The sequence below is a fragment of the Micromonospora sp. DSM 43699 genome (assembly GCF_055517075.1).
The window spans coordinates 21,880-40,598 of sequence record NZ_JBTMMT010000061.1; the positions used below are offsets into that span (position 1 = coordinate 21,880).

The following is an 18,719-nucleotide window of genomic DNA, read 5'->3' on the forward strand; positions in this document are numbered from 1 at the left end:
CGGCGGGTGGGCGGATCGCCCGCCGGGCCGCCGCCGCTGCCCACCTGGCCGTTGCTGGCGATGTTCGGGTTGATGCCGCTCTGGTGGGTGCTCGGCGGCTTCTACCTCGGCTGGTCGGCGTTCGGGGTGGTGCTGCTGGGCCTGCTGGTCACCCGGGGCCGGGTGGCGCTGCCCACCGGCACCGCCTGCTGGCTGGTGCTGCTCGCCCTGGTGCTGCTCAGCTTCACCCGACTGGACCGGGTCACCGCCTATTTCACCTCCGGGTTGCGTTTCGGCTTCATGCTGACCGCCCTGATCGTCTGCGTCTACGTCTACAACCTGGTCCGCGACGGCGTCCCCTGGGACCAGGTGCTCCGCCCTCTCGGTTGGTACTGGCTGGGCGTGGTCGCCCTGGGCTGGTTGGCCGTGCTGGCACCCCGCTTCCAGCTCACCACCCCGGTGGAGATGCTGCTGCCGGGCAGCATGTCGGGGGAGCGGTTCATCCAGGCGTTGACCCACGTGCGGGCCAACGAGTTCAACCCGGTCTCGCGGGCCCCGATCTACCGGACCGCCGCGCCCTACCCGTACACCAACAACTGGGGTACGGCGTACGCGCTGCTGGTGCCGTGCGTGCTGGCGTACCTGACCTCGGTGCGTACCGGCAAGTTCCGGGTGGCGTTGCTGGTGTCGTTGCCGCTGTCGATGGTGCCGGCGTTCATGACCCTCAACCGGGGCATGTTCCTCGGCCTCGGCGCGGGGCTGACCTACCTGGGCCTGCGGGCGCTGGTCCGGGGCAACGCCAAGCTCATCGCCTCGATCGGCGGGCTGGTGCTGCTGGTCTGGGTGGTCAGCCTGGTGGTGCCGGTGCAGGAGCTGATCGACAACCGGGTCAGCAGCACCGACACCAACGTCGACCGGATGGACCTCTACGTGCGTACCCTCCAGGCGGTCGAACGCTCGCCGCTGCTCGGGTACGGCGCACCCAACAGTGTCGACACCACGCTCGCCGAGGAACCACTCGGCACCCAGGGCATGGTCTGGCAGGTGCTCTACAGCCACGGCATCCCGGCCCTGATCGCCTTCCTGGCCTGGCTGGTGCTGATCGCGAAACGGTTGGCCACGGCGGTCTCCCCGGCCGGGCAGTGGCTGAGCACCATCCCGGTGATCGCCCTCGTGGTGATCCCGGTGTACGCCTACATCGACCCGAACATGTCGGTCATCTTCTTCGCGGTCGGGGCCGGGTTGGCGGCGGTCAACGGGCCGGTGAACCGCGCGGTGACACTCGCGCCGGGAGTCACCCAGCCACGTCCGCCCCGGGCGGCGTCGTCGGCCCCCGGCGTACCGGCCACGGGCGCGGCCTCGGCCACCGGGACGGCATCCGTACCGGCCAGGGCATCGGCCACCGTCCCGACCCGACCCGGCAGGGCCACCGCCAGCGTTCCCGCTCCGCCCACCGGAGCCACCCCCACTGGTCCCGCATCCCCGGTTCCGGTCGTGCCCCCGGCTCCGGCTCCAACTTCGGTGCCGACCCAGGCTCCGGCCCGGCCCCCGGCTCCGTCCGGCGGTTCCCGTCCGCCGTCCGGCGGTTCCCGTCCGGCCGGTGGGGTGGACGCGCCGACCGTGGTGCGGCCGGCGCAGCCCTCCGGGGCCGCCCCACCGGCCCGGGTCACCACCCGGACCGAAGACCAGACCGGCACCGAGGACGGCAGGGAGCGGGCATGAGGCGACCGGGACCCGGAACCACTGCGGCGATTCCCCGGCAGGTCGACCGCCGTACCGTTGCGGCCGACCCGTCGTTCGGGCCGGCGGCGGACGCCCCGGGCACGGCGGGCGGTTCCGGCGAGGTACGGCGCAGCGCCCGCAACGGCGCTGTCGGGCTGGTCGGCGCGGCGGTCAACGGCGCGCTGGGTTTCCTGCTCACCGTGGTCATCGTGCGTGGCTTCGGCACCGACGGCTCCGGCGCGCTCTTCACCGCCATCGGCGTGGTCTCCATCCTGGGCGCGATCTGCTGCGCCGGTGCGGACACCGCCCTGGTCTGGGCGTTGCCCCGACGTCGTCCCGGTGCCGATGGCGACGCCGCCCGACTGCTGCCGGTCGCCCTGCTGCCGGTGCTCGGGCTCACCGGGCTGGTGGCGACGGTCGGTGCGCTCACCGCCGACCGGCTCGCCCCGGTCTTCTTCGAGGGGGCGGAGGGGCCGACGCTGCTGCGGCTGGCCTTCCTGGCGCTGCCGGTCACCGTGGCGCTGACAGTGCTGCTCGCCGCCGTCCGGGCGGTCCGACCGGTGACCGCCGTGGTCGGCATCCAGTACGTGCTGGTGCCGTCGGCCCGGCCCGTCCTGCTGCTGGCGACCGTCGCCACCGGTGCCGGGGTGGCCGTCGGCTTCGGCGGTTGGCTGCTGCCGGTGGCGTTGGCCGTGGTCGCCGCCGCCGTGCTGTTGCTGCGGCCCCTCGGCCTGCTCGCCGGGGCGCGGCTGCGGCCGGACGGCGCGGACTGGCGTACCCTCTGGGGCTTTGCGTTGCCCCGGGCGGTGTCGGCGGCCATCGACGCCAGCAGCATGTGGGTCGGGGTGCTGCTCACCTCGGCGTTGGCGGGCGCGGACGAGTCCGGTGTCTTCGGCGCGGTCGGCCGGTACGCCCTGGCCGGTCTGTTGATCATGCAGGGGTTGCGGGTGGCCGTCGCGCCGCAGCTGTCCCGGCTGCTCGGGCAGGGGCGTACCGCCGACGCGGCGCTCGTCTACCGGCGGGTCACCGTCGTGATCATCCTGCTGTCCTGGCCGGCGTACCTGCTCCTGGCGGTCTTCGCGCCCGCCTTCCTCGGCCTCTTCGGCGACGGGTTCACCGCCGGGGCCGCTCCGCTGGCGGTGCTCGCCGGGGCGATGCTCGTCAACTCCGGGGTGGGCATCGTGCAGACGATGCTGCTGATGAGCGGCAACAGCGCCCGCCACCTCCAGGCCACGGTGGTCGGGCTGGCGCTCACCGTGGGGCTGGGCTTCCTGCTCGTCCCCGACCACGGGGCCCTCGGCGCGGCGTACGCCTGGACGGCCGGGGTGGTCGCCGAGAACGTGCTGGCCGCGGTGGCCGCCCGGGTGGCGATCGGCGAGCCGCTGCTCACCCGCTCGGTGGGCTGGGCGGCGGTCGGGGCCGGTGGCGGCGCGGCGGTGGTGGCGGTGCTCAGCGCGCTGGTCGCCGGCCGGGGGCTGGCCGGTCTGGCGCTGGCCCTGGTGGTGCTGGCGGTCGTCGCCGCCGGGCTGCTGCTGGACCGGCGGGTCCGGCGTACGGTGCGGGCCGCCGTGACGATGCTCAGGCCGAAGTCGGCGTGACGATGCTCAGGCCGAGACCGGCGTGACGAGAGGGAGACGATGACGATCCGCGACCGCCTCAAGGGTGTGGTCCCGCACCAGGTCACCCACCAGGTGCGCAGCTCACTGGTCCGGTACGGCGAACGCACCAGCGACCGCCGGCCGCTGCCGGACTTCCTGATCACCGGCACCAAGCGGGGCGGCACCACCTCGCTCTGGCGCTACCTGCTGGCGCATCCGCTGGTGCCCCGGCTCTTCCCGGCCTGGAACACCAAGACCTCGCACTACTTCGAGGAGAACTGGGGCCGGGGCGAGGCCTGGTACCGCTCGCACTTCCCGACCGCGCGGCACCGCCAGGCCCTGGAACGCCGGCACGGTGGGCCGGCCCGCGTCGGCGAGGCCGCGCCGCTGTACATGTTCCACCCGCTCGTCCCGCAGCGGGTCGCCGAGCTGCTGCCCGAGGTGCGGTTGATCTTCCTGCTCCGGGATCCGGTGGAGCGGGCGTACTCGCACTGGAAGGAGCGGCGGACCGAGGGGAAGGAGCCGCTGGACTTCGCCGAGGCGCTGGCCCGCGAGGAGGAGCGGACGGCGGGGGAGCGGGAGAAGCTGATCGCCGACCCGACGTACTTCAGCGAGGCGTACGACTGGTACACCTACCGGGCCCGGGGCCGCTACCTGGAGCACCTGACGCCGTGGCTGGACCGCTTCGACCGCTCCCAGCTGCTGATCCTGCCCAGCGAGACGCTGTACGCCGAACCGGCCGCGACCTATGCCCGGGTGCTCGACTTCCTCGGCCTGCCCCCGCACCGGCTCGCCGCGTACGAGGCGCACAACCACCGGCGTAGCAGCGCCATGCCGGCGCCGGTGCGGGCCGAGCTGAGCGCGCACTTCGCCCCGCACAACGCGGCGCTGGAGCAGCGGTTGGGGATGCGTTTCGACTGGTCCTGAGCCGGGTCGACAGGCCGTGTGGTGGGCATCGGCGTCCGCAGGGCGGGACGGACCGGGCACGGCGTGGGGGCGGGCACCGGGCGTGACAGACTGGCCGCTGTGTTGCGTTGGCTGACTGCAGGTGAATCACACGGTCCGGCTCTGGTAGCGATGTTGGAGGGGGTCCCCGCCGGGGTGGCGGTGACCACCAGTGACATCGTCGGTGAGCTGGCCCGTCGTCGGCTCGGCTACGGCCGGGGTGCCCGGATGGCGTTCGAGCAGGACGAGGTCGAGGTCATCGGGGGCCTGCGGCACGGTGTCACCCTGGGCAGCCCGGTCGCGATCCGGGTGGGCAACTCGGAGTGGCCGAAGTGGCAGACGGTGATGGCCGCCGACCCGGTCGACCCGGACGAGCTGGCCAGCCAGGCCCGTAACGCCCCGCTGACCCGTCCCCGGCCCGGCCACGCCGACCTGGCCGGCATGCAGAAGTACGGCCACACCGACGCCCGGCCGATCCTGGAGCGGGCCAGCGCCCGGGAGACCGCCGCCCGGGTCGCCGTCGGCACCGTGGCGAAGGCCCTGGTGAAGCAGGCCCTCGGCATCGAGATCGTGTCGCACGTGGTGGAGCTCGGCTCGGTGGCCGCGAAGCCGGGGCTACGACCGACGCCCGAGGACGCCCAGCGGATCGACGCGGACCCGTTGCGCTGCCTCGACCCGGACGCCAGCGCCCGGATGGTCGCCGAGGTCGACGCCGCGAAGAAGGCCGCCGACACCCTCGGCGGCGTGGTCGAGGTGCTGGCGTACGGCGTACCGCCGGGCCTGGGCAGCCACGTGCAGTGGGACCGCAAGCTCGACGCCCGGCTGGCGAGCGCGTTGATGTCCATCCAGGCGATCAAGGGGGTGGAGATCGGGGACGGTTGGCAGCAGGCCCGGTCCCGGGGCTCCGAGGCGCACGACGAGATCATGCCCACCGCCACCGGGGTCCGTCGGGTGACCGACCGGGCCGGCGGCCTGGAGGGCGGCATCACCACCGGCGAGCCGGTACGGGTGCGGGCGGCGATGAAACCGATCTCGTCGCTGAACCGTGCGCTGGCCACCGTCGACGTCAGCACCGGGGAGCCGGCGACCGCGATCAACCAGCGCTCCGACGTCTGCGCCGTCCCCGCCGCGGCGGTGGTCGCCGAGGCGATGGTGGCGCTGGTGCTCGCCGAGGCCGCCACCGAGAAGTTCGGCGGCGACTCGGTGGCCGAGATCCGCCGCAACGTCGCCGGCTACCTCGACGCCCTGATCATCCGGTGAGCGCGAGGAGTGCAGCGCAGCGGAGCCCCGCAGTCGCGAACGGAAGGTCGATCCGGTGAGTGCCGTGAACGAAAGGCCACAGCCGTGACGAAGCCCGTCTGTGTGCTGGTGGGGGCGCCCGGGTCCGGCAAGAGCACCGTCGGCGTGGAGTTGGCGGCCCTGCTCGGGGTGGCGTTCCGGGACACCGACACCGACATCGAGGAACTGGCCGGTAAGCCGATCCCGGAGATCTTCATCGACGAGGGTGAGGCGCACTTCCGGGACCTGGAACGGGCCGCGGTGCTGGCGGCGTTGACGTCGCACGCCGGGGTGCTCGCCCTCGGTGGCGGCGCGATCCTCGCCGAGGAGAGCCGGGCCGCGCTGGTCGGGCACACCGTGGTGCACCTGTCGGTGGAGCTCCCCGACGCGGTGAAGCGGGTCGGGCTCGGTGCCGGCAGGCCGCTGCTGTCGGTCAATCCACGCGCCACCCTCAAGTACCTCATGGACCAGCGCCGACCGCTCTACACCGAGGTGGCGACGGCGACGGTGGTCACCGACGGCCGCTCGCCGGAGGAGATCGTCGCCGAGATCGTCGCCCTGCTCAAGCCCTGACCGCGCCCACCCGGCGGCGGTCCGACCGGGCCGGGGCCGGCCGGTCCCGGCGGGGCGCGGGTCGCCAGGTCACCAGCAGGGCCAGGGCGAGCAGGATCTCGGCCAGGTCACCGACGTAGTACATCAGGGTCGCCGCCGCCCGCAGCTGGGCCGGTGGGACGTCGGCGTCGACCAGGCCGGCGTACATCAGCTGGGCGAGGGTGGCGTGGGCGGCGACGGACAGTCCCAGCACCACCAGCCGCACCGGCACGCCGGGGCGGTGCGGCCCCGGGTCGGGCCCGGCGATCGCCCAGCTGAAGACGTACCCGCTGATCAGGAAGTGCAACAGGACCAGCGGGTGCAGGCCGGGATGGGTCAGGGTGGCCCGGTACAGCGGGGTCAGGTGCAGCAGGTAGAGGCCCCCGGCGGTGAGCAGCAGCCCGGTGACCGGGTGGGAGGCCGCCGCCACGGCGGGACGGCGCAGCAGCCGCAGGGCCGCCCGGCCGACCCGGGGCCGTACCGTCCGCAGGGCCAGCGTGCCGGGTGCGCCGAGCACCAGCCCGAGCGGCGCCAGCATGCCGACCAGCAGGTGCTGCCACATGTGCCCGACCAGGTCGTGGGCGGGCAACAGTACGGCCACCGCGAGCAACGCCGTGCCGGCGCCGAAGCCGGCCGTCCGCCAGTGGCTCCAGCCGGCGCGGCCCGGGTCACGCTGGCGCAGGGCAGCGGCCAGATAACCCCAGAACAGCAGCATCGGTACGAGCAGCAGCGGTGCCACCCCGCCGCCGTGCGACCCGGTCATCGCCACCCGGCGCAGGTGTCCACGGCCGTGGCACGCCGCTGGACCGCCCAGCCGAGCCCCACCAGCGCCGCCCCGAGCAGCAGGAAGCCGACGTCCCAGGCGGTCTGGTGCGGGCCACCGTGCACGTGGTGGATGCCGAGCAGGTGGTGGTCGATCACCCCTTCGACCAGGTTGAACAGGCCCCAGCCCACGAGCGCCCAGCCCCAGAGCAGGCCGGAGCGCCACAACCGGCCCCGGGACCGGGTCACCCGGGCGTACAGCAGGGCCAGCCCGGTGAGCACCGCCACCCAGGTCACCACGTGGAACAGCCCGTCCCACAGGGTGTTCATCTGCAACCCGGGCACGGTGTCCACCGGGTACGCCCGGATACCGACGTTGTCGCTGCCGGTGCTGCTGAGCATGTGGTGCCACTGGAGCACCTGGTGCAGGACGATGCCGTCGACGAACCCGCCGAGGCCGACGCCGAGGACGACGGCGGGCAGTCGGATGTCCGCGCCGTCGATGGTGGTGTTGGCCATGGATGCCTCCACGTTCGGGGTCGATCCCGTCCCCGGTGCCCGGGTCCCGTCGGGCTAAACGCCTGCCGCGTCGTCCGGTCACGCGGCCCCCGGTCACGTGGCCCTCGAACCGGCCACACCAGCAGGTGGACAGTGGCCGTGCCGGGGGTCGCCCCTGGACTAGGCTGCCGGCGATGAACGAGGTGACCCGGATTCCGGTCGGCGGCGAGCAGCCGTACGACGTACTGGTCGGGCGGGGCCTGCTGGCCGAGCTGCCCGCGTTGCTGCCCGGGGCGTCCCGGGTGGCGGTGCTGCACGCGCCGCCGCTCAAGGAGCTGGCCGACCTGATCGGCGAGACGCTGGCCGCCGCGGGGGCGACCCCGCTGGCGATCGAGGTGCCCGACGCCGAGGCGGGTAAGCGGTTCGAGGTGGCCGCCGACTGCTGGGACCGGCTCGGTGCGGCCGGCTTCACCCGTACCGATGCGGTGGTCGGGGTGGGCGGCGGTGCGGTGACCGACCTGGCCGGCTTCGTCGCGGCCTGCTGGTTGCGCGGGGTGCCCTGGGTGCCGGTGGCGACGTCGTTGCTCGGCATGGTCGACGCCGCGGTCGGCGGCAAGACCGGGGTCAACACGGCGGCCGGCAAGAACCTGGTGGGCGCTTTCCACCCGCCGGTCGGGGTGCTGGCCGACCTGGACACGCTGGACAGCCTCCCGCCGGCCGACCTGGCCGCCGGGCTGGCCGAGGTGGTCAAGTGCGGTTTCATCGCCGACCCGGTGATCCTGGACCTGGTCGAGGCGGATCCGGCCGCCGCCGTCGACCCGGCCGGGCCGGTGGTCCGGGAGCTGATCGAGCGGGCGATCCGGGTCAAGGCCGACGTGGTCTCCGGTGACCTGCGGGAGTCGAGCGTCCGGGAGGTGCTCAACTACGGGCACACCCTGGCGCACGCGATCGAGAAGGTCGAGCGGTACCGCTGGCGGCACGGGCACGCGGTCTCCGTCGGCACCGTCTACGCCGGTGAGCTCGCCCGGTTGGCCGGTCGGCTCGACCCGGCGACCGCCGAGCGGCACCGCCGTGTGCTGACCGCGTTGGGCCTGCCCACCAGCTACCCGGCGGAGGCCTGGCCGGCCCTGCTGGCGGCGATGCGGGTGGACAAGAAGACGCGGGGCAGCCGACTGCGGTTCGTGGTGCTCGACGGCCTGGCCCGCCCGGCGATCCTGGACGGCCCCGACGACGACCTGCTGCACGCCGCCTTCCGGGAGGTCAGCCGGTGAGCGGGCCGGACACCCCCCGGGTGTACGTGCTCAACGGCCCGAACCTGGGCCGGTTGGGCACCCGCCAGGTCGACGTGTACGGCGTGACCAGCTATGCCGACCTGGTGGCGCTCTGCGTGGAGACGGGCCGCGAACTGGGGCTGGACGTGGTGGTCCGGCAGACCGACGCGGAGCACGAGCTGCTCGGCTGGCTGCACGGCGCGGCGGACGAGGCGGCGGCGGTGGTGCTCAACCCGGCGGCCTGGTCGCACTACTCGGTCGCGGTGCGGGACGCCTGCGCGTTGCTGCGGGGGCCGCTGGTCGAGGTGCACATCTCCAACATCCACGCCAGGGAGGAGTTCCGGCACCACTCGGTGGTGTCGGCGGTGGCCACCGGGGTGATCTGTGGTCTTGGCGTGGACGGCTACCGGCTTGCCCTGCGGTACCTCGCCACCCGGCTGACCGGCTGACCCTCCTCGTCACTGAGCGTGATGGTCGGCGCGGTTGGTGGTCCGGATCGGGCCCCGGCCGTCGACCCCGCCGCCGATTAGGCGCAGCTAGTAGACTCGGCACGTCTGTCCGCCAATTGATGATCAAGGCAGGAAATGGCATCCACCAACGACCTCAAGAACGGCCTGGTACTCAACCTCGACGGGGAGCTCTGGGCCGTCGTCGAGTTCCAGCACGTCAAGCCCGGTAAGGGCGGGGCGTTCGTCCGCACGACGCTGAAGAACGTGCTGTCCGGCAAGGTCGTCGACAAGACCTTCAACGCGGGCACCAAGGTCGAGACCGCCACCGTCGACAAGCGCACCATGCAATACCTCTACGCCGACGGTGAGGACTTCGTCTTCATGGATCTGGAGACGTTCGACCAGATCACCGTCCCCGGCGGCACCGTCGGCGAGGCCGCCAACTACCTCCTCCCCGAGGCCGAGGTGACCGTCGCCACCCACGAGGACGTGCCGCTCTACATCGAGCTGCCGACCAGTGTGGTGCTCCAGGTCACCTACACCGAGCCGGGTCTGCAGGGCGACCGGTCGACCGGCGGCAACAAGCCGGCCACCGTCGAGACCGGCGCGACCGTGCAGGTGCCGCTCTTCATCACCACCGACGAGAAGATCAAGGTCGACACCCGCGACGGCCGTTACCTCGGCCGAGCCTGATGGCCGAGGGTGCCAAGCAGCAGATGCCGGCGCGCCGCAAGGCGCGCAAGCGGGCGCTGGACGTGCTCTTCGAGGCCGACCTGCGGGACCGGCCCCCGGTCGAGGTGCTCGCCGGCTACGTCGAGCGGATCGAGAAACCGCGTCCCGAGCACCTGGACTACGCGGTCGGTCTGGTCGAGGGGGTCGCCGCGCACCTCGACCGGATCGACGAGGTGATCGCCAGCTACGCCGAGGGCTGGACCCTGGACCGGATGCCGGCGGTCGACCGCAACCTGGCCCGCATCGCCGTCTACGAGCTGCTCTACGTCGACGAGATCGACGACGCGGTGGCGATCAGCGAGGCGGTGGAACTGGCCCGGCAGATGTCGACCGACGACTCGCCGCGCTTCCTCAACGGCATCCTCGGCCGGATCGCCGAGTACGCCACCCGCTGACCCCGGGCCGGGCGGGTGCCGCCGGGCCCGGGGTCGGGCGGTACGTCTGTCGGGTGGGGACGTGTGACGAGAGTGGCCCGTGCCGTCCGGCACGGGCCACTCTCGTCGGCGACCGCGGATCAGGAGGCGAAGAACGCCCGCGGGTCGGCCACCAGCACACCGTGCTCGGTGAGCCGCTCGATCAGCCCGGACGGCGAGGCGTCGTAGACGATCGCCAGGGCGCGCAGGTCGTCGGCGCGGATGGAGAGCACCCGACCGTTGTAGTCGCCGCGCTGTTGCTGGATCGCCCGGGCGTACCGGGCGACGTAGGCGAGGTCCTCGGAGGCCTCGTCGTAGAGTCGCTCCAGGTCCAGGACGATCTTGCTGGTGGGCTCGTGCCGCACACCGCTGCCGTCGGGCAGCAGCTCCGAGACGGGAACGCGGTAGAAGTCGGCCAGCTCCGCCAGGCGGGACACGGTGACGGCCCGGTCGCCGCGCTCGTATGAGCCGACCACCACGGCCTTCCAGCGTCCGTTCGACTTCTCCTCCACCCCCTGCAGGGACAGACCCTGCTGCTGGCGGATGGAGCGCAGGCGGGCACCCAGCGACTTGGCGTATTCAGAGGGCATTCGGACACTCCCAGGTGCTGTGCTTTGGGGTTCTCCCAGCGATCGCTACGGAGCGTGACGGTACGGGGATTGCGACACGTGGTCAAGTGCTCGTGACATTCCCATCGGAGATAGCGGGGGAGTTGTCCCCATTTCACCGTCCTGATCCGGGGATCAGTGGGTCGCGGTGAACCGCCAGGTGACCGCTGGTAACGTGGCCGCCAGCCCCCGGTCGGGCCGCCCGCGACCCGACCGGACACCCCCGACATCCTTTAACGACCCGTCCCGTGAGGCGGGGAAGGAGGTCCGCCGTGGCCTGCCCACCGGCTGCCCATCCGTCGCCCGAGCGACAACCCTCGGTGAAGGTGATCCTCGCCAGCGCCGACGTCCAGCGCGTCGTCGACCGGATCGCCCACCAGATCCTGGAGAAGACCCAGGGCGCCGCCGAGACCGTCCTGCTCGGCATTCCCACCCGTGGTGCCCCGCTGGCCCGACGGCTCGCCGCCCGGATCAGCACCTTCGAGGACGTCGACGTCCCGGTCGGGGTGCTCGACATCACCCTCTACCGCGACGACCTGCGCCGGCACGCCACCCGCGCGGTCGGCCCCACCCAGTTGCCGCCGGGCGGCATCGACGGCAAGCGGGTCGTCCTCGTCGACGACGTGCTCTTCTCCGGCCGTACCGTCCGGGCCGCCCTCGATGCCCTCAACGACGTCGGCCGGCCCGCCTCGGTGCAGCTCGCCGTGCTGGTCGACCGGGGCCACCGGGAGCTGCCGATCCGCGCCGACTACGTCGGCAAGAACATCCCGACCGCGCTCGCCGAGAGCGTCCGGGTCACCCTCGCCGAGGTCGACGGCGCCGACGAGGTCAAGCTCTACGGGAGTACGCGATGAGCGCACCGCGACGGCACCCCGCAGCGGCGTACGAGAGGCGGTCCCAGTCATGATCAGGCATCTGCTCTCCGGTGCCGACCTGGACGCCGGCACCGCCACCCAGATCCTCGACACCGCCGCCGAGATGGCCACCGTCGCCGGCCGGGAGGTCAAGAAGCTCCCGGCACTGCGTGGCCGGACAGTGGTCAACCTCTTCTACGAGGACTCCACCCGGACCCGGATCTCGTTCGAGGCCGCCGCCAAGCGGCTCAGCGCCGACGTGATCAACTTTTCCGCCAAGGGCTCCAGCGTCACCAAGGGCGAGAGCCTGAAGGACACCGCGCTGACCCTCCAGGCGATGGGGGCCGACGCGGTGGTCGTCCGGCACCCCGCCTCCGGGGCCCCGCACCGGTTGGCGAACTGGGTGGACGGGTCGGTGGTCAACGCCGGCGACGGCACCCACGAGCACCCCACCCAGGCGCTGCTCGACGCGTACACCATGCGGGCCCGGCTGGGTCGGCTCGCCGGCCTGCACGTGGCGATCGTCGGCGACGTGCTGCACTCCCGGGTGGCCCGCTCCAACGTCCTGTTGCTGAGCACCCTCGGCGCCAAGGTCACCCTGGTCGGCCCGCCGACGCTGATCCCTGTCGACTGGGCCGCCCGCGCCGGCGGCGCGCCGCCGGTGACCGCGCCCGCGGAGGTCGACGCCGGCCCGGCCGCGGTGTCCCGTCCGGACACCGACGTCTGTTACGACCTCGACGCCGTGCTGCCCGGGGTGGACGTGGTGATGATGCTGCGGGTGCAGCGGGAGCGGATGAACGACTCCTACTTCCCGTCGGCCCGCGAGTACGCCAGGCGCTACGGGCTGGACGGCCCGCGCATGCGCCGGCTGCCCGAGCACGCGATCGTCATGCACCCCGGCCCGATGAACCGGGGGATGGAGATCACCCCCGAGGTCGCCGACTCACCCCGCTCCACCATCGTCGAACAGGTCGCCAACGGGGTCTCCGTGCGGATGGCCGTGCTCTACCTGCTGCTCGGAGGGAACAACCGGTGACCGCGTACCTGATCAAGAACGTGAGCGTCGTGGGCGGCGCGCCGACCGACCTGCTGATCCGCGACGGCGTCGTGGCCGCTGCCGGGACCGGGCTGACCGCACCGGACGCCGCCGTCGTCGACGGCACCGGACTTGTCGCCCTGCCCGGCCTGGTCGACCTGCACACCCACCTGCGCGAGCCCGGCCGGGAGGACGCCGAGACCGTGGAGTCCGGCTCCCGGGCGGCGGCGCTCGGCGGCTACACCGCGGTCTGCGCGATGGCGAACACCTCGCCGGTCGCCGACACCGCCGGCGTGGTCGAGCAGGTCTGGCGGCTCGGCCGGCAGGCCGGGCTGGTCGACGTGCAGCCGATCGGCGCGGTCACCGTCGGCCTGGCCGGCGAGCGGCTCGCCGAACTGGGCGCGATGGCCGACTCGGCGGCCCGGGTGCGGATCTTCTCCGACGACGGGCACTGTGTGGCCGACCCGAAGCTGATGCGCCGGGCGCTGGAGTACGTCAAGGCGTTCGACGGGATCATCGCCCAGCACGCCGAGGAGCCCCGGCTCACCGAGGGCGCGCAGATGCACGAGGGCGAGGTCTCCACCCGGCTCGGGCTGACCGGCTGGCCGGCGGTCGCCGAGGAGGCGATCATCGCCCGGGACGTGCTGCTCGCCGAGCACGTCGGCAGCCGGCTGCACGTCTGCCACGTCTCCACCGCCGGCAGCGTCGAGGTGCTGCGTCAGGCCAAGGCCCGTGGGGTACGGGTCACCGCCGAGGTCACCCCGCACCACCTGCTGCTGACCGACGAGGTGGTGGCCGGGCGGGGCGAGTTGGCCAGCCCCGCGCTCGCCGACGGCTGGAGCCCGACGGCCAGCTACGACCCGGTCTTCAAGGTCAACCCGCCGCTGCGTACCGGCGTCGACGTGGCCGCGTTGCGCGCCGCGCTCGCCGAGGGGGTCATCGACGTCGTCGCCACCGACCACGCCCCGCACGCGGTGGAGGACAAGGAGTGCGAGTGGGCGTACGCCCGGCCGGGCATGCTCGGCCTGGAGACGGCGCTGTCCATCGCGCTCGACGTGCTCGGCCCGCAGTGGGACCTGATCGCCGACCGGATGTCGCGCACCCCGGCCCGGATCGCCGGCCTCGACGGCCACGGCCTCGACCCGGCACCCGGGGTGCCGGCCAACCTGACCCTGGTCGACCCGGCCGCCCGCCGGGTGATCGAGCCCGCGGAGCTGGCCAGCCGCAGTCGCAACACCCCGTACGCCCGCATGACGCTGCCGGGTCGCATCGTGGCGACCTTCCTGCGCGGCGAGCCGACGGTCCTGGACGGAAAGGCTGTCAAGTGATTCGAGCGAGGAACGTAGCGAAGCGGAGTCCCGCAGTCCGGATCGGAGGGCAGGCCAAGTGATTCGAGCGACCAACAAACGTAGATCCGCGATCCTGGTGCTGGAGGACGGGCGCACCTTCCACGGCGAGTCGTACGGCAGTGTCGGGGAGACCTTCGGTGAGGCGGTCTTCAACACCGGAATGACCGGCTACCAGGAGACCCTGACCGACCCGTCCTACCACCGGCAGGTGGTGGTGCAGACCGCCCCGCACATCGGCAACACCGGGGTGAACTCCGAGGACGACGAGTCCGACCGGATCTGGGTCGCCGGGTACGTGGTCCGCGACCCGGCCCGGATCAGCTCCAACTGGCGTTCCACAGGTGGTCTGGAGGACCGGCTCGGCGTCGAGGGGGTGGTCGGCATCGCCGGGGTGGACACCCGGGCGCTCACCCGGCACCTGCGCGAACGCGGCGCCATGCGGGTCGGCATCTCCAGCGTCGAGGACGACCCCCGCGCCCTGCTGGAGCGGGTCCGGCAGTCCCCGCAGATGGTCGGCGCGGACCTCTCCGCCGAGGTGAGCACCGCCGCGCCGTACGTGGTCGAGGCGGAGGGCACCCACCGCTACACAGTCGCCGCGCTGGACCTGGGCATCAAGCGCAACGTGCCGCGCCGGCTGGCCGCCCGGGGGGTCACCACCCACGTGCTGCCCGCCGGCTCCACCATCGACGACCTGCTGGCCACCGGCGCGGACGCGGTCTTCTTCTCGCCCGGCCCGGGTGACCCGGCCACCGCCGAGGGGCCGGTGGCGCTGGCCCGGGAGGTGCTCAGCCGGCGGATCCCGCTGTTCGGCATCTGCTTCGGCAGCCAGATCCTCGGCCGGGCGCTCGGCTTCGGCACCTACAAGCTGGGCTACGGCCACCGGGGCATCAACCAGCCGGTGCTCGACCGGGCCACCGGCAAGGTCGAGGTGACCAGCCACAACCATGGCTTCGCGGTCGCCTGGCCGGGCCGTGAGCCGGGCGCGCCGGCCGGCGCGGTCGTCCCCGACCAGGTCATCGAGACCGAGTTCGGTGGCGTGCAGGTGTCGCACGTCTGCCTCAACGACAACGTGGTCGAGGGGCTGCGGGCCGTGGACGTGCCCGCCTTCACCGTCCAGTACCACCCGGAGGCGGCAGCCGGCCCGCACGACGCCGACTACCTCTTCGACCGTTTCGCCGAGCTGATCGAGGGCCGTGGCCCCGACGGACAGCCCGGCTCGGGCCGGACCCACAGCGAGGGGCGCACGAATGCCTAAGCGGAACGATCTCAAGCACATTCTGGTGATCGGCTCCGGGCCGATCGTGATCGGGCAGGCCTGCGAGTTCGACTACTCCGGCACCCAGGCCTGCCGGGTGCTGCGCAGTGAGGGGATCCGGGTCAGCCTGGTCAACTCCAACCCGGCGACCATCATGACCGACCCGGAGTTCGCCGACGCCACCTACGTCGAGCCGATCACCCCGGAGTTCGTCGAGCTGGTCATCGCCAAGGAACGCCCCGACGCGCTGCTGCCCACCCTGGGCGGGCAGACCGCGTTGAACACCGCGGTCGCCCTGCACGCCGCGGGCGTCCTCGACAAGTACGGCGTCGAGCTGATCGGCGCGAACATCGAGGCGATCAACCGGGGCGAGGACCGCCAGCTGTTCAAGGAGATCGTCGCCAAGGCCGGCGTACGGCTGGGGCTGGCCGACCCGGCCGGCCTGGTGCCCCGGTCCCGGGTCTGCCACTCGATGGACGAGGTCCGGGCGACCGTCGCGGAGCTGGGTCTGCCGGTGGTGATCCGGCCGTCGTTCACCATGGGCGGCCTGGGCTCCGGCATGGCGCACACCGACGAGGACCTGACCCGGATCGCCGGGGCCGGTCTGGCCGCCAGCCCGGTGCACGAGGTGCTCATCGAGGAGAGCGTGCTCGGCTGGAAGGAGTACGAGCTGGAGCTGATGCGCGACCGGCACGACAACGTGGTGGTGGTCTGCTCGATCGAGAACATCGACCCGATGGGCGTGCACACCGGGGACAGCGTCACCGTCGCCCCGGCGATGACGCTCACCGACCGGGAGTACCAGGACCTGCGCGACCTGGGCATCGCGGTGCTGCGCGAGGTCGGGGTGGACACCGGCGGCTGCAACATCCAGTTCGCGGTCAACCCGGTCGACGGCCGGATCGTCGTGATCGAGATGAACCCCCGGGTGTCGCGCTCCTCGGCCCTGGCCTCGAAGGCGACCGGCTTCCCGATCGCGAAGATCGCCGCGAAGCTGGCCATCGGCTACACCCTCGACGAGATCCCCAACGACATCACGCTGAAGACTCCGGCGGCGTTCGAGCCGACCCTGGACTACGTGGTGGTGAAGATCCCCCGGTTCGCGTTCGAGAAGTTCCCCGGCGCCGACCCGGAGCTGACCACAACGATGAAGTCGGTCGGCGAGGCGATGAGTCTCGGGCGCAACTTCACCGAGGCGCTCAACAAGGCGATGCGCTCGATGGAGACGAAGTCGGTGGGTTTCTGGACCCAGCCGGATCCGCAGGACGCCACCAGGGAGAACACTCTCGCCGCGCTGCGGATGCCGCACGACGGCCGGCTCTACACCGTCGAGCGGGCGCTGCGGTTGGGTGCGTCGGTGGCCGAGGTCGCCGAGGCGTCCGGTGGGATCGACCCGTGGTTCCTGGACCAGATCGCCGGGCTGGTCGAGCTGCGGGCCGAGATCGTCGACGCCCCGGTGCTCGACGCCGACCTGTTGCGCCGGGCCAAGCGGGCCGGGCTGTCCGACCGGCAGCTCGCCGCGCTGCGCCCGGAGCTGGCCGCCGAGGACGGCGTGCGCACCCTGCGGCACCGGCTCGACGTCCGCCCGGTCTACAAGACGGTGGACACCTGCGCCGCCGAGTTCGAGGCCACCACCCCGTACCACTACTCGACGTACGACGAGGAGACCGAGGTCGCCCCGTCGGACCGGCCCAAGGTGCTCATCCTGGGTTCCGGACCGAATCGGATCGGCCAGGGCATCGAGTTCGACTACTCCTGCGTGCACGCCGTGCAGGCGCTGCGCAGTGCGCCCCTCGACCCGGCTGCCGGTGGCGACCCGGCTGCCGGTGGCGACCCGGCCGCCGGTGCCGTCGGTTACGAGACCGTCATGATCAACTGCAATCCGGAGACCGTCTCCACCGACTACGACACCGCCGACCGGCTCTACTTCGAGCCGCTGACGTTCGAGGACGTGCTGGAGGTCTGGCACTCCGAGGACTCCTCCGGGCGGGCAGCCGGTGGCCCCGGCGTGGTCGGGGTGATCGTGCAGCTCGGCGGGCAGACCCCGCTGGGGCTGGCGCAGCGGCTGAAGGACGCCGGACTGCCGGTGGTCGGCACCTCCCCGGAGTCGATCCACCTGGCCGAGGAGCGCGGCGCGTTCGGCGCGGTGCTGGCCCGGGCCGATCTGCGCGCCCCGGCACACGGCATGGCCACCTCGTACGACGAGGCGAAGGCGATCGCCGACGAGATCGGCTACCCGGTGCTGGTGCGCCCGTCGTACGTGCTCGGCGGGCGGGGCATGGAGATCGTGTACGACGACGACACGCTGCGCGGGTACATCGACCGGGCCACCGAGATCTCCCCGGACCACCCGGTGCTTGTCGACCGGTTCCTCGACGACGCCATCGAGATCGACGTGGACGCGCTCTGCGACGCCGACGGCGAGGTCTACCTGGGCGGCGTGATGGAGCACATCGAGGAGGCCGGCATCCACTCCGGCGACTCGTCGTGCGCGCTGCCGCCGATCACGCTGTCCGGCGCTCACCTGGCCGAGGTGCGTCGCTACACCGAGGCGATCGCCCGGGGGGTGGGGGTGCGCGGCCTGCTCAACGTCCAGTACGCCCTCAAGGACGACATGCTCTACGTGCTGGAGGCGAACCCGCGGGCGTCCCGGACGGTCCCGTTCGTCTCCAAGGCCACCGCCGTCCCGTTGGCGAAGGCGGCGGCCCGGATCGCCCTCGGCGCGACCATCGCCGGACTGCGCGCCGAGGGGCTGCTCCCGGCCACCGGCGACGGCGGGGTGATGCCGCCGGACGCCCCGATCGCGGTCAAGGAGGCGGTGCTGCCGTTCAAGCGGTTCCGCACCCCGGCCGGCAAGGGCGTCGACTCGCTGCTCGGCCCGGAGATGAAGTCCACAGGTGAGGTGATGGGCATCGACACCAGCTTCGGGCACGCCTTCGCGAAGAGCCAGTCCGCCGCGTACGGCTCGCTGCCGACCACCGGGAAGATCTTCGTCTCGGTGGCGAACCGCGACAAGCGCGGCATGATCTTCCCGATCAAGCGGCTGGCCGACCTGGGCTTCGAGATCGTCGCGACCACCGGCACCGCCGAGGTGCTGCGTCGGCACGGCATCGCCTGCGAGCAGATCCGCAAGCACTACCAGGCGGGCGAGGGAGCGGACGCGGTGTCGATGATCCTCGCCGGTGACGTGGCCCTGGTGGTGAACACCCCGCAGGGCTCGGGCGCGAGCGCCCGCTCGGACGGCTACGAGATCCGTAGCGCCGCCGTGACGGCCGACATCCCCTGCATCACCACCGTGCCCGGCGCGGCGGCGGCGGTCATGGGCATCGAGGCCCGGATCCGGGGCGACATGCGCGTCCGCCCCCTCCAGGAACTCCAC

Annotated in this window: 17 protein-coding genes; 14 read left to right on the forward strand and 3 right to left on the reverse strand. The window is 72.6% G+C overall.

What is annotated here, in order from left to right:
* Positions 1-6: 6 nt before the first annotated feature.
* The 5 genes from AC0AIB_RS24260 to AC0AIB_RS24280 all read left to right on the forward strand — a co-directional run bounded on the left by AC0AIB_RS24260 (position 7) and on the right by AC0AIB_RS24280 (position 6,095).
* Complete coding sequence (locus AC0AIB_RS24260; RefSeq protein WP_465097543.1) at positions 7-1,701, forward strand: O-antigen ligase family protein; 1,695 nt, start codon at positions 7-9, stop codon at positions 1,699-1,701.
* Positions 1,698-3,299: a lipopolysaccharide biosynthesis protein gene (locus AC0AIB_RS24265; RefSeq protein ID WP_328348498.1), complete on the forward strand. Its 1,602-nt coding sequence runs from the start codon at positions 1,698-1,700 to the stop codon at positions 3,297-3,299. Before AC0AIB_RS24260 ends, AC0AIB_RS24265 begins: the two co-directional genes overlap by 4 nt.
* 39 nt (positions 3,300-3,338) lie before the next feature.
* Positions 3,339-4,226, forward strand: a complete 888-nt coding sequence (locus AC0AIB_RS24270; RefSeq protein ID WP_465097544.1) for a sulfotransferase domain-containing protein — start codon at positions 3,339-3,341, stop codon at positions 4,224-4,226.
* Positions 4,227-4,325: 99 nt separating this feature from the next.
* Complete coding sequence (gene aroC / locus AC0AIB_RS24275; RefSeq protein WP_465097545.1) at positions 4,326-5,504, forward strand: chorismate synthase; 1,179 nt, start codon at positions 4,326-4,328, stop codon at positions 5,502-5,504.
* Between the two features lie 84 nt (positions 5,505-5,588).
* On the forward strand, positions 5,589-6,095 hold the full coding sequence (locus tag AC0AIB_RS24280; RefSeq protein WP_328348495.1) for a shikimate kinase: 507 nt from the start codon (positions 5,589-5,591) through the stop codon (positions 6,093-6,095).
* On the opposite strand, the gene AC0AIB_RS24285 is transcribed toward AC0AIB_RS24280, so the two are convergent.
* Positions 6,085-6,876, reverse strand: a complete 792-nt coding sequence (locus AC0AIB_RS24285) for a cytochrome c oxidase assembly protein (RefSeq protein ID WP_328348494.1) — start codon at positions 6,874-6,876, stop codon at positions 6,085-6,087. The two genes, AC0AIB_RS24280 and AC0AIB_RS24285, sit on opposite strands and share 11 nt — an antisense overlap.
* Complete coding sequence (locus AC0AIB_RS24290; RefSeq protein WP_465097546.1) at positions 6,873-7,394, reverse strand: DUF2243 domain-containing protein; 522 nt, start codon at positions 7,392-7,394, stop codon at positions 6,873-6,875. The genes AC0AIB_RS24285 and AC0AIB_RS24290 overlap by 4 nt, the downstream gene beginning before the upstream one ends.
* A 173-nt stretch (positions 7,395-7,567) precedes the next feature.
* Here AC0AIB_RS24290 and aroB point away from each other — a divergent pair, with 173 nt between their 5' ends.
* From aroB to nusB, 4 genes are all read left to right on the forward strand, one after another.
* On the forward strand, positions 7,568-8,644 hold the full coding sequence (aroB, locus tag AC0AIB_RS24295; protein ID WP_328348492.1) for a 3-dehydroquinate synthase: 1,077 nt from the start codon (positions 7,568-7,570) through the stop codon (positions 8,642-8,644).
* Positions 8,641-9,093 carry a type II 3-dehydroquinate dehydratase gene (gene aroQ / locus AC0AIB_RS24300; RefSeq protein ID WP_328348491.1) on the forward strand — a complete coding sequence of 151 codons (453 nt, stop codon included), beginning with the start codon at positions 8,641-8,643 and terminating at the stop codon, positions 9,091-9,093. Before aroB ends, aroQ begins: the two co-directional genes overlap by 4 nt.
* Positions 9,094-9,228: 135 nt before the next feature.
* Entirely contained in the window at positions 9,229-9,786 is a 558-nt protein-coding gene (efp, locus tag AC0AIB_RS24305) for an elongation factor P (RefSeq protein WP_328348490.1), read from the forward strand.
* Between the two features lie 23 nt (positions 9,787-9,809).
* Positions 9,810-10,220, forward strand: a complete 411-nt coding sequence (nusB, locus tag AC0AIB_RS24310; protein ID WP_208570213.1) for a transcription antitermination factor NusB — start codon at positions 9,810-9,812, stop codon at positions 10,218-10,220.
* 119 nt (positions 10,221-10,339) lie between these two features.
* On the opposite strand, the gene bldD is transcribed toward nusB, so the two are convergent.
* Complete coding sequence (bldD, locus tag AC0AIB_RS24315; protein ID WP_013285505.1) at positions 10,340-10,828, reverse strand: transcriptional regulator BldD; 489 nt, start codon at positions 10,826-10,828, stop codon at positions 10,340-10,342.
* A gap of 290 nt (positions 10,829-11,118) precedes the next feature.
* On the opposite strand from bldD, the gene pyrR reads away from it, so the two are divergent.
* The 5 genes from pyrR to carB form a co-directional block, all read left to right on the forward strand.
* Positions 11,119-11,700: a bifunctional pyr operon transcriptional regulator/uracil phosphoribosyltransferase PyrR gene (pyrR, locus tag AC0AIB_RS24320; protein ID WP_328348489.1), complete on the forward strand. Its 582-nt coding sequence runs from the start codon at positions 11,119-11,121 to the stop codon at positions 11,698-11,700.
* Positions 11,701-11,749: 49 nt separating this feature from the next.
* Positions 11,750-12,736, forward strand: a complete 987-nt coding sequence (locus AC0AIB_RS24325) for an aspartate carbamoyltransferase catalytic subunit (protein ID WP_328348488.1) — start codon at positions 11,750-11,752, stop codon at positions 12,734-12,736.
* Positions 12,733-14,064, forward strand: a complete 1,332-nt coding sequence (locus AC0AIB_RS24330) for a dihydroorotase (protein ID WP_465097547.1) — start codon at positions 12,733-12,735, stop codon at positions 14,062-14,064. Before AC0AIB_RS24325 ends, AC0AIB_RS24330 begins: the two co-directional genes overlap by 4 nt.
* A 61-nt stretch (positions 14,065-14,125) precedes the next feature.
* A complete protein-coding gene (gene carA, locus AC0AIB_RS24335) occupies positions 14,126-15,340 on the forward strand; it encodes a glutamine-hydrolyzing carbamoyl-phosphate synthase small subunit (protein WP_465097549.1) in 1,215 nt (404 codons plus the stop codon).
* The coding region (carB, locus tag AC0AIB_RS24340) for a carbamoyl-phosphate synthase large subunit (RefSeq protein WP_465097548.1) at positions 15,333-18,719 on the forward strand (3,387 nt) is incomplete at its 3' end. The genes carA and carB, both read left to right, overlap by 8 nt.

Excerpts from the sequence above, each read along its gene's own strand:
- AC0AIB_RS24265 (WP_328348498.1), top strand. The coding sequence starts at position 1,698 with ATGAGGCGACCGGGACCCGGAACCACTGCGGCGATTCCCCGGCAGGTC.
- AC0AIB_RS24270 (WP_465097544.1), top strand. The coding sequence starts at position 3,339 with ATGACGATCCGCGACCGCCTCAAGGGTGTGGTCCCGCACCAGGTCACC.
- AC0AIB_RS24285 (WP_328348494.1), bottom strand. The coding sequence starts at position 6,876 with ATGACCGGGTCGCACGGCGGCGGGGTGGCACCGCTGCTGCTCGTACCG.
- AC0AIB_RS24290 (WP_465097546.1), bottom strand. The coding sequence starts at position 7,394 with ATGGCCAACACCACCATCGACGGCGCGGACATCCGACTGCCCGCCGTC.
- aroB (WP_328348492.1), top strand. The coding sequence starts at position 7,568 with ATGAACGAGGTGACCCGGATTCCGGTCGGCGGCGAGCAGCCGTACGAC.
- efp (WP_328348490.1), top strand. The coding sequence starts at position 9,229 with ATGGCATCCACCAACGACCTCAAGAACGGCCTGGTACTCAACCTCGAC.
- nusB (WP_208570213.1), top strand. The coding sequence starts at position 9,810 with ATGCCGGCGCGCCGCAAGGCGCGCAAGCGGGCGCTGGACGTGCTCTTC.
- bldD (WP_013285505.1), bottom strand. The coding sequence starts at position 10,828 with ATGCCCTCTGAATACGCCAAGTCGCTGGGTGCCCGCCTGCGCTCCATC.
- AC0AIB_RS24325 (WP_328348488.1), top strand. The coding sequence starts at position 11,750 with ATGATCAGGCATCTGCTCTCCGGTGCCGACCTGGACGCCGGCACCGCC.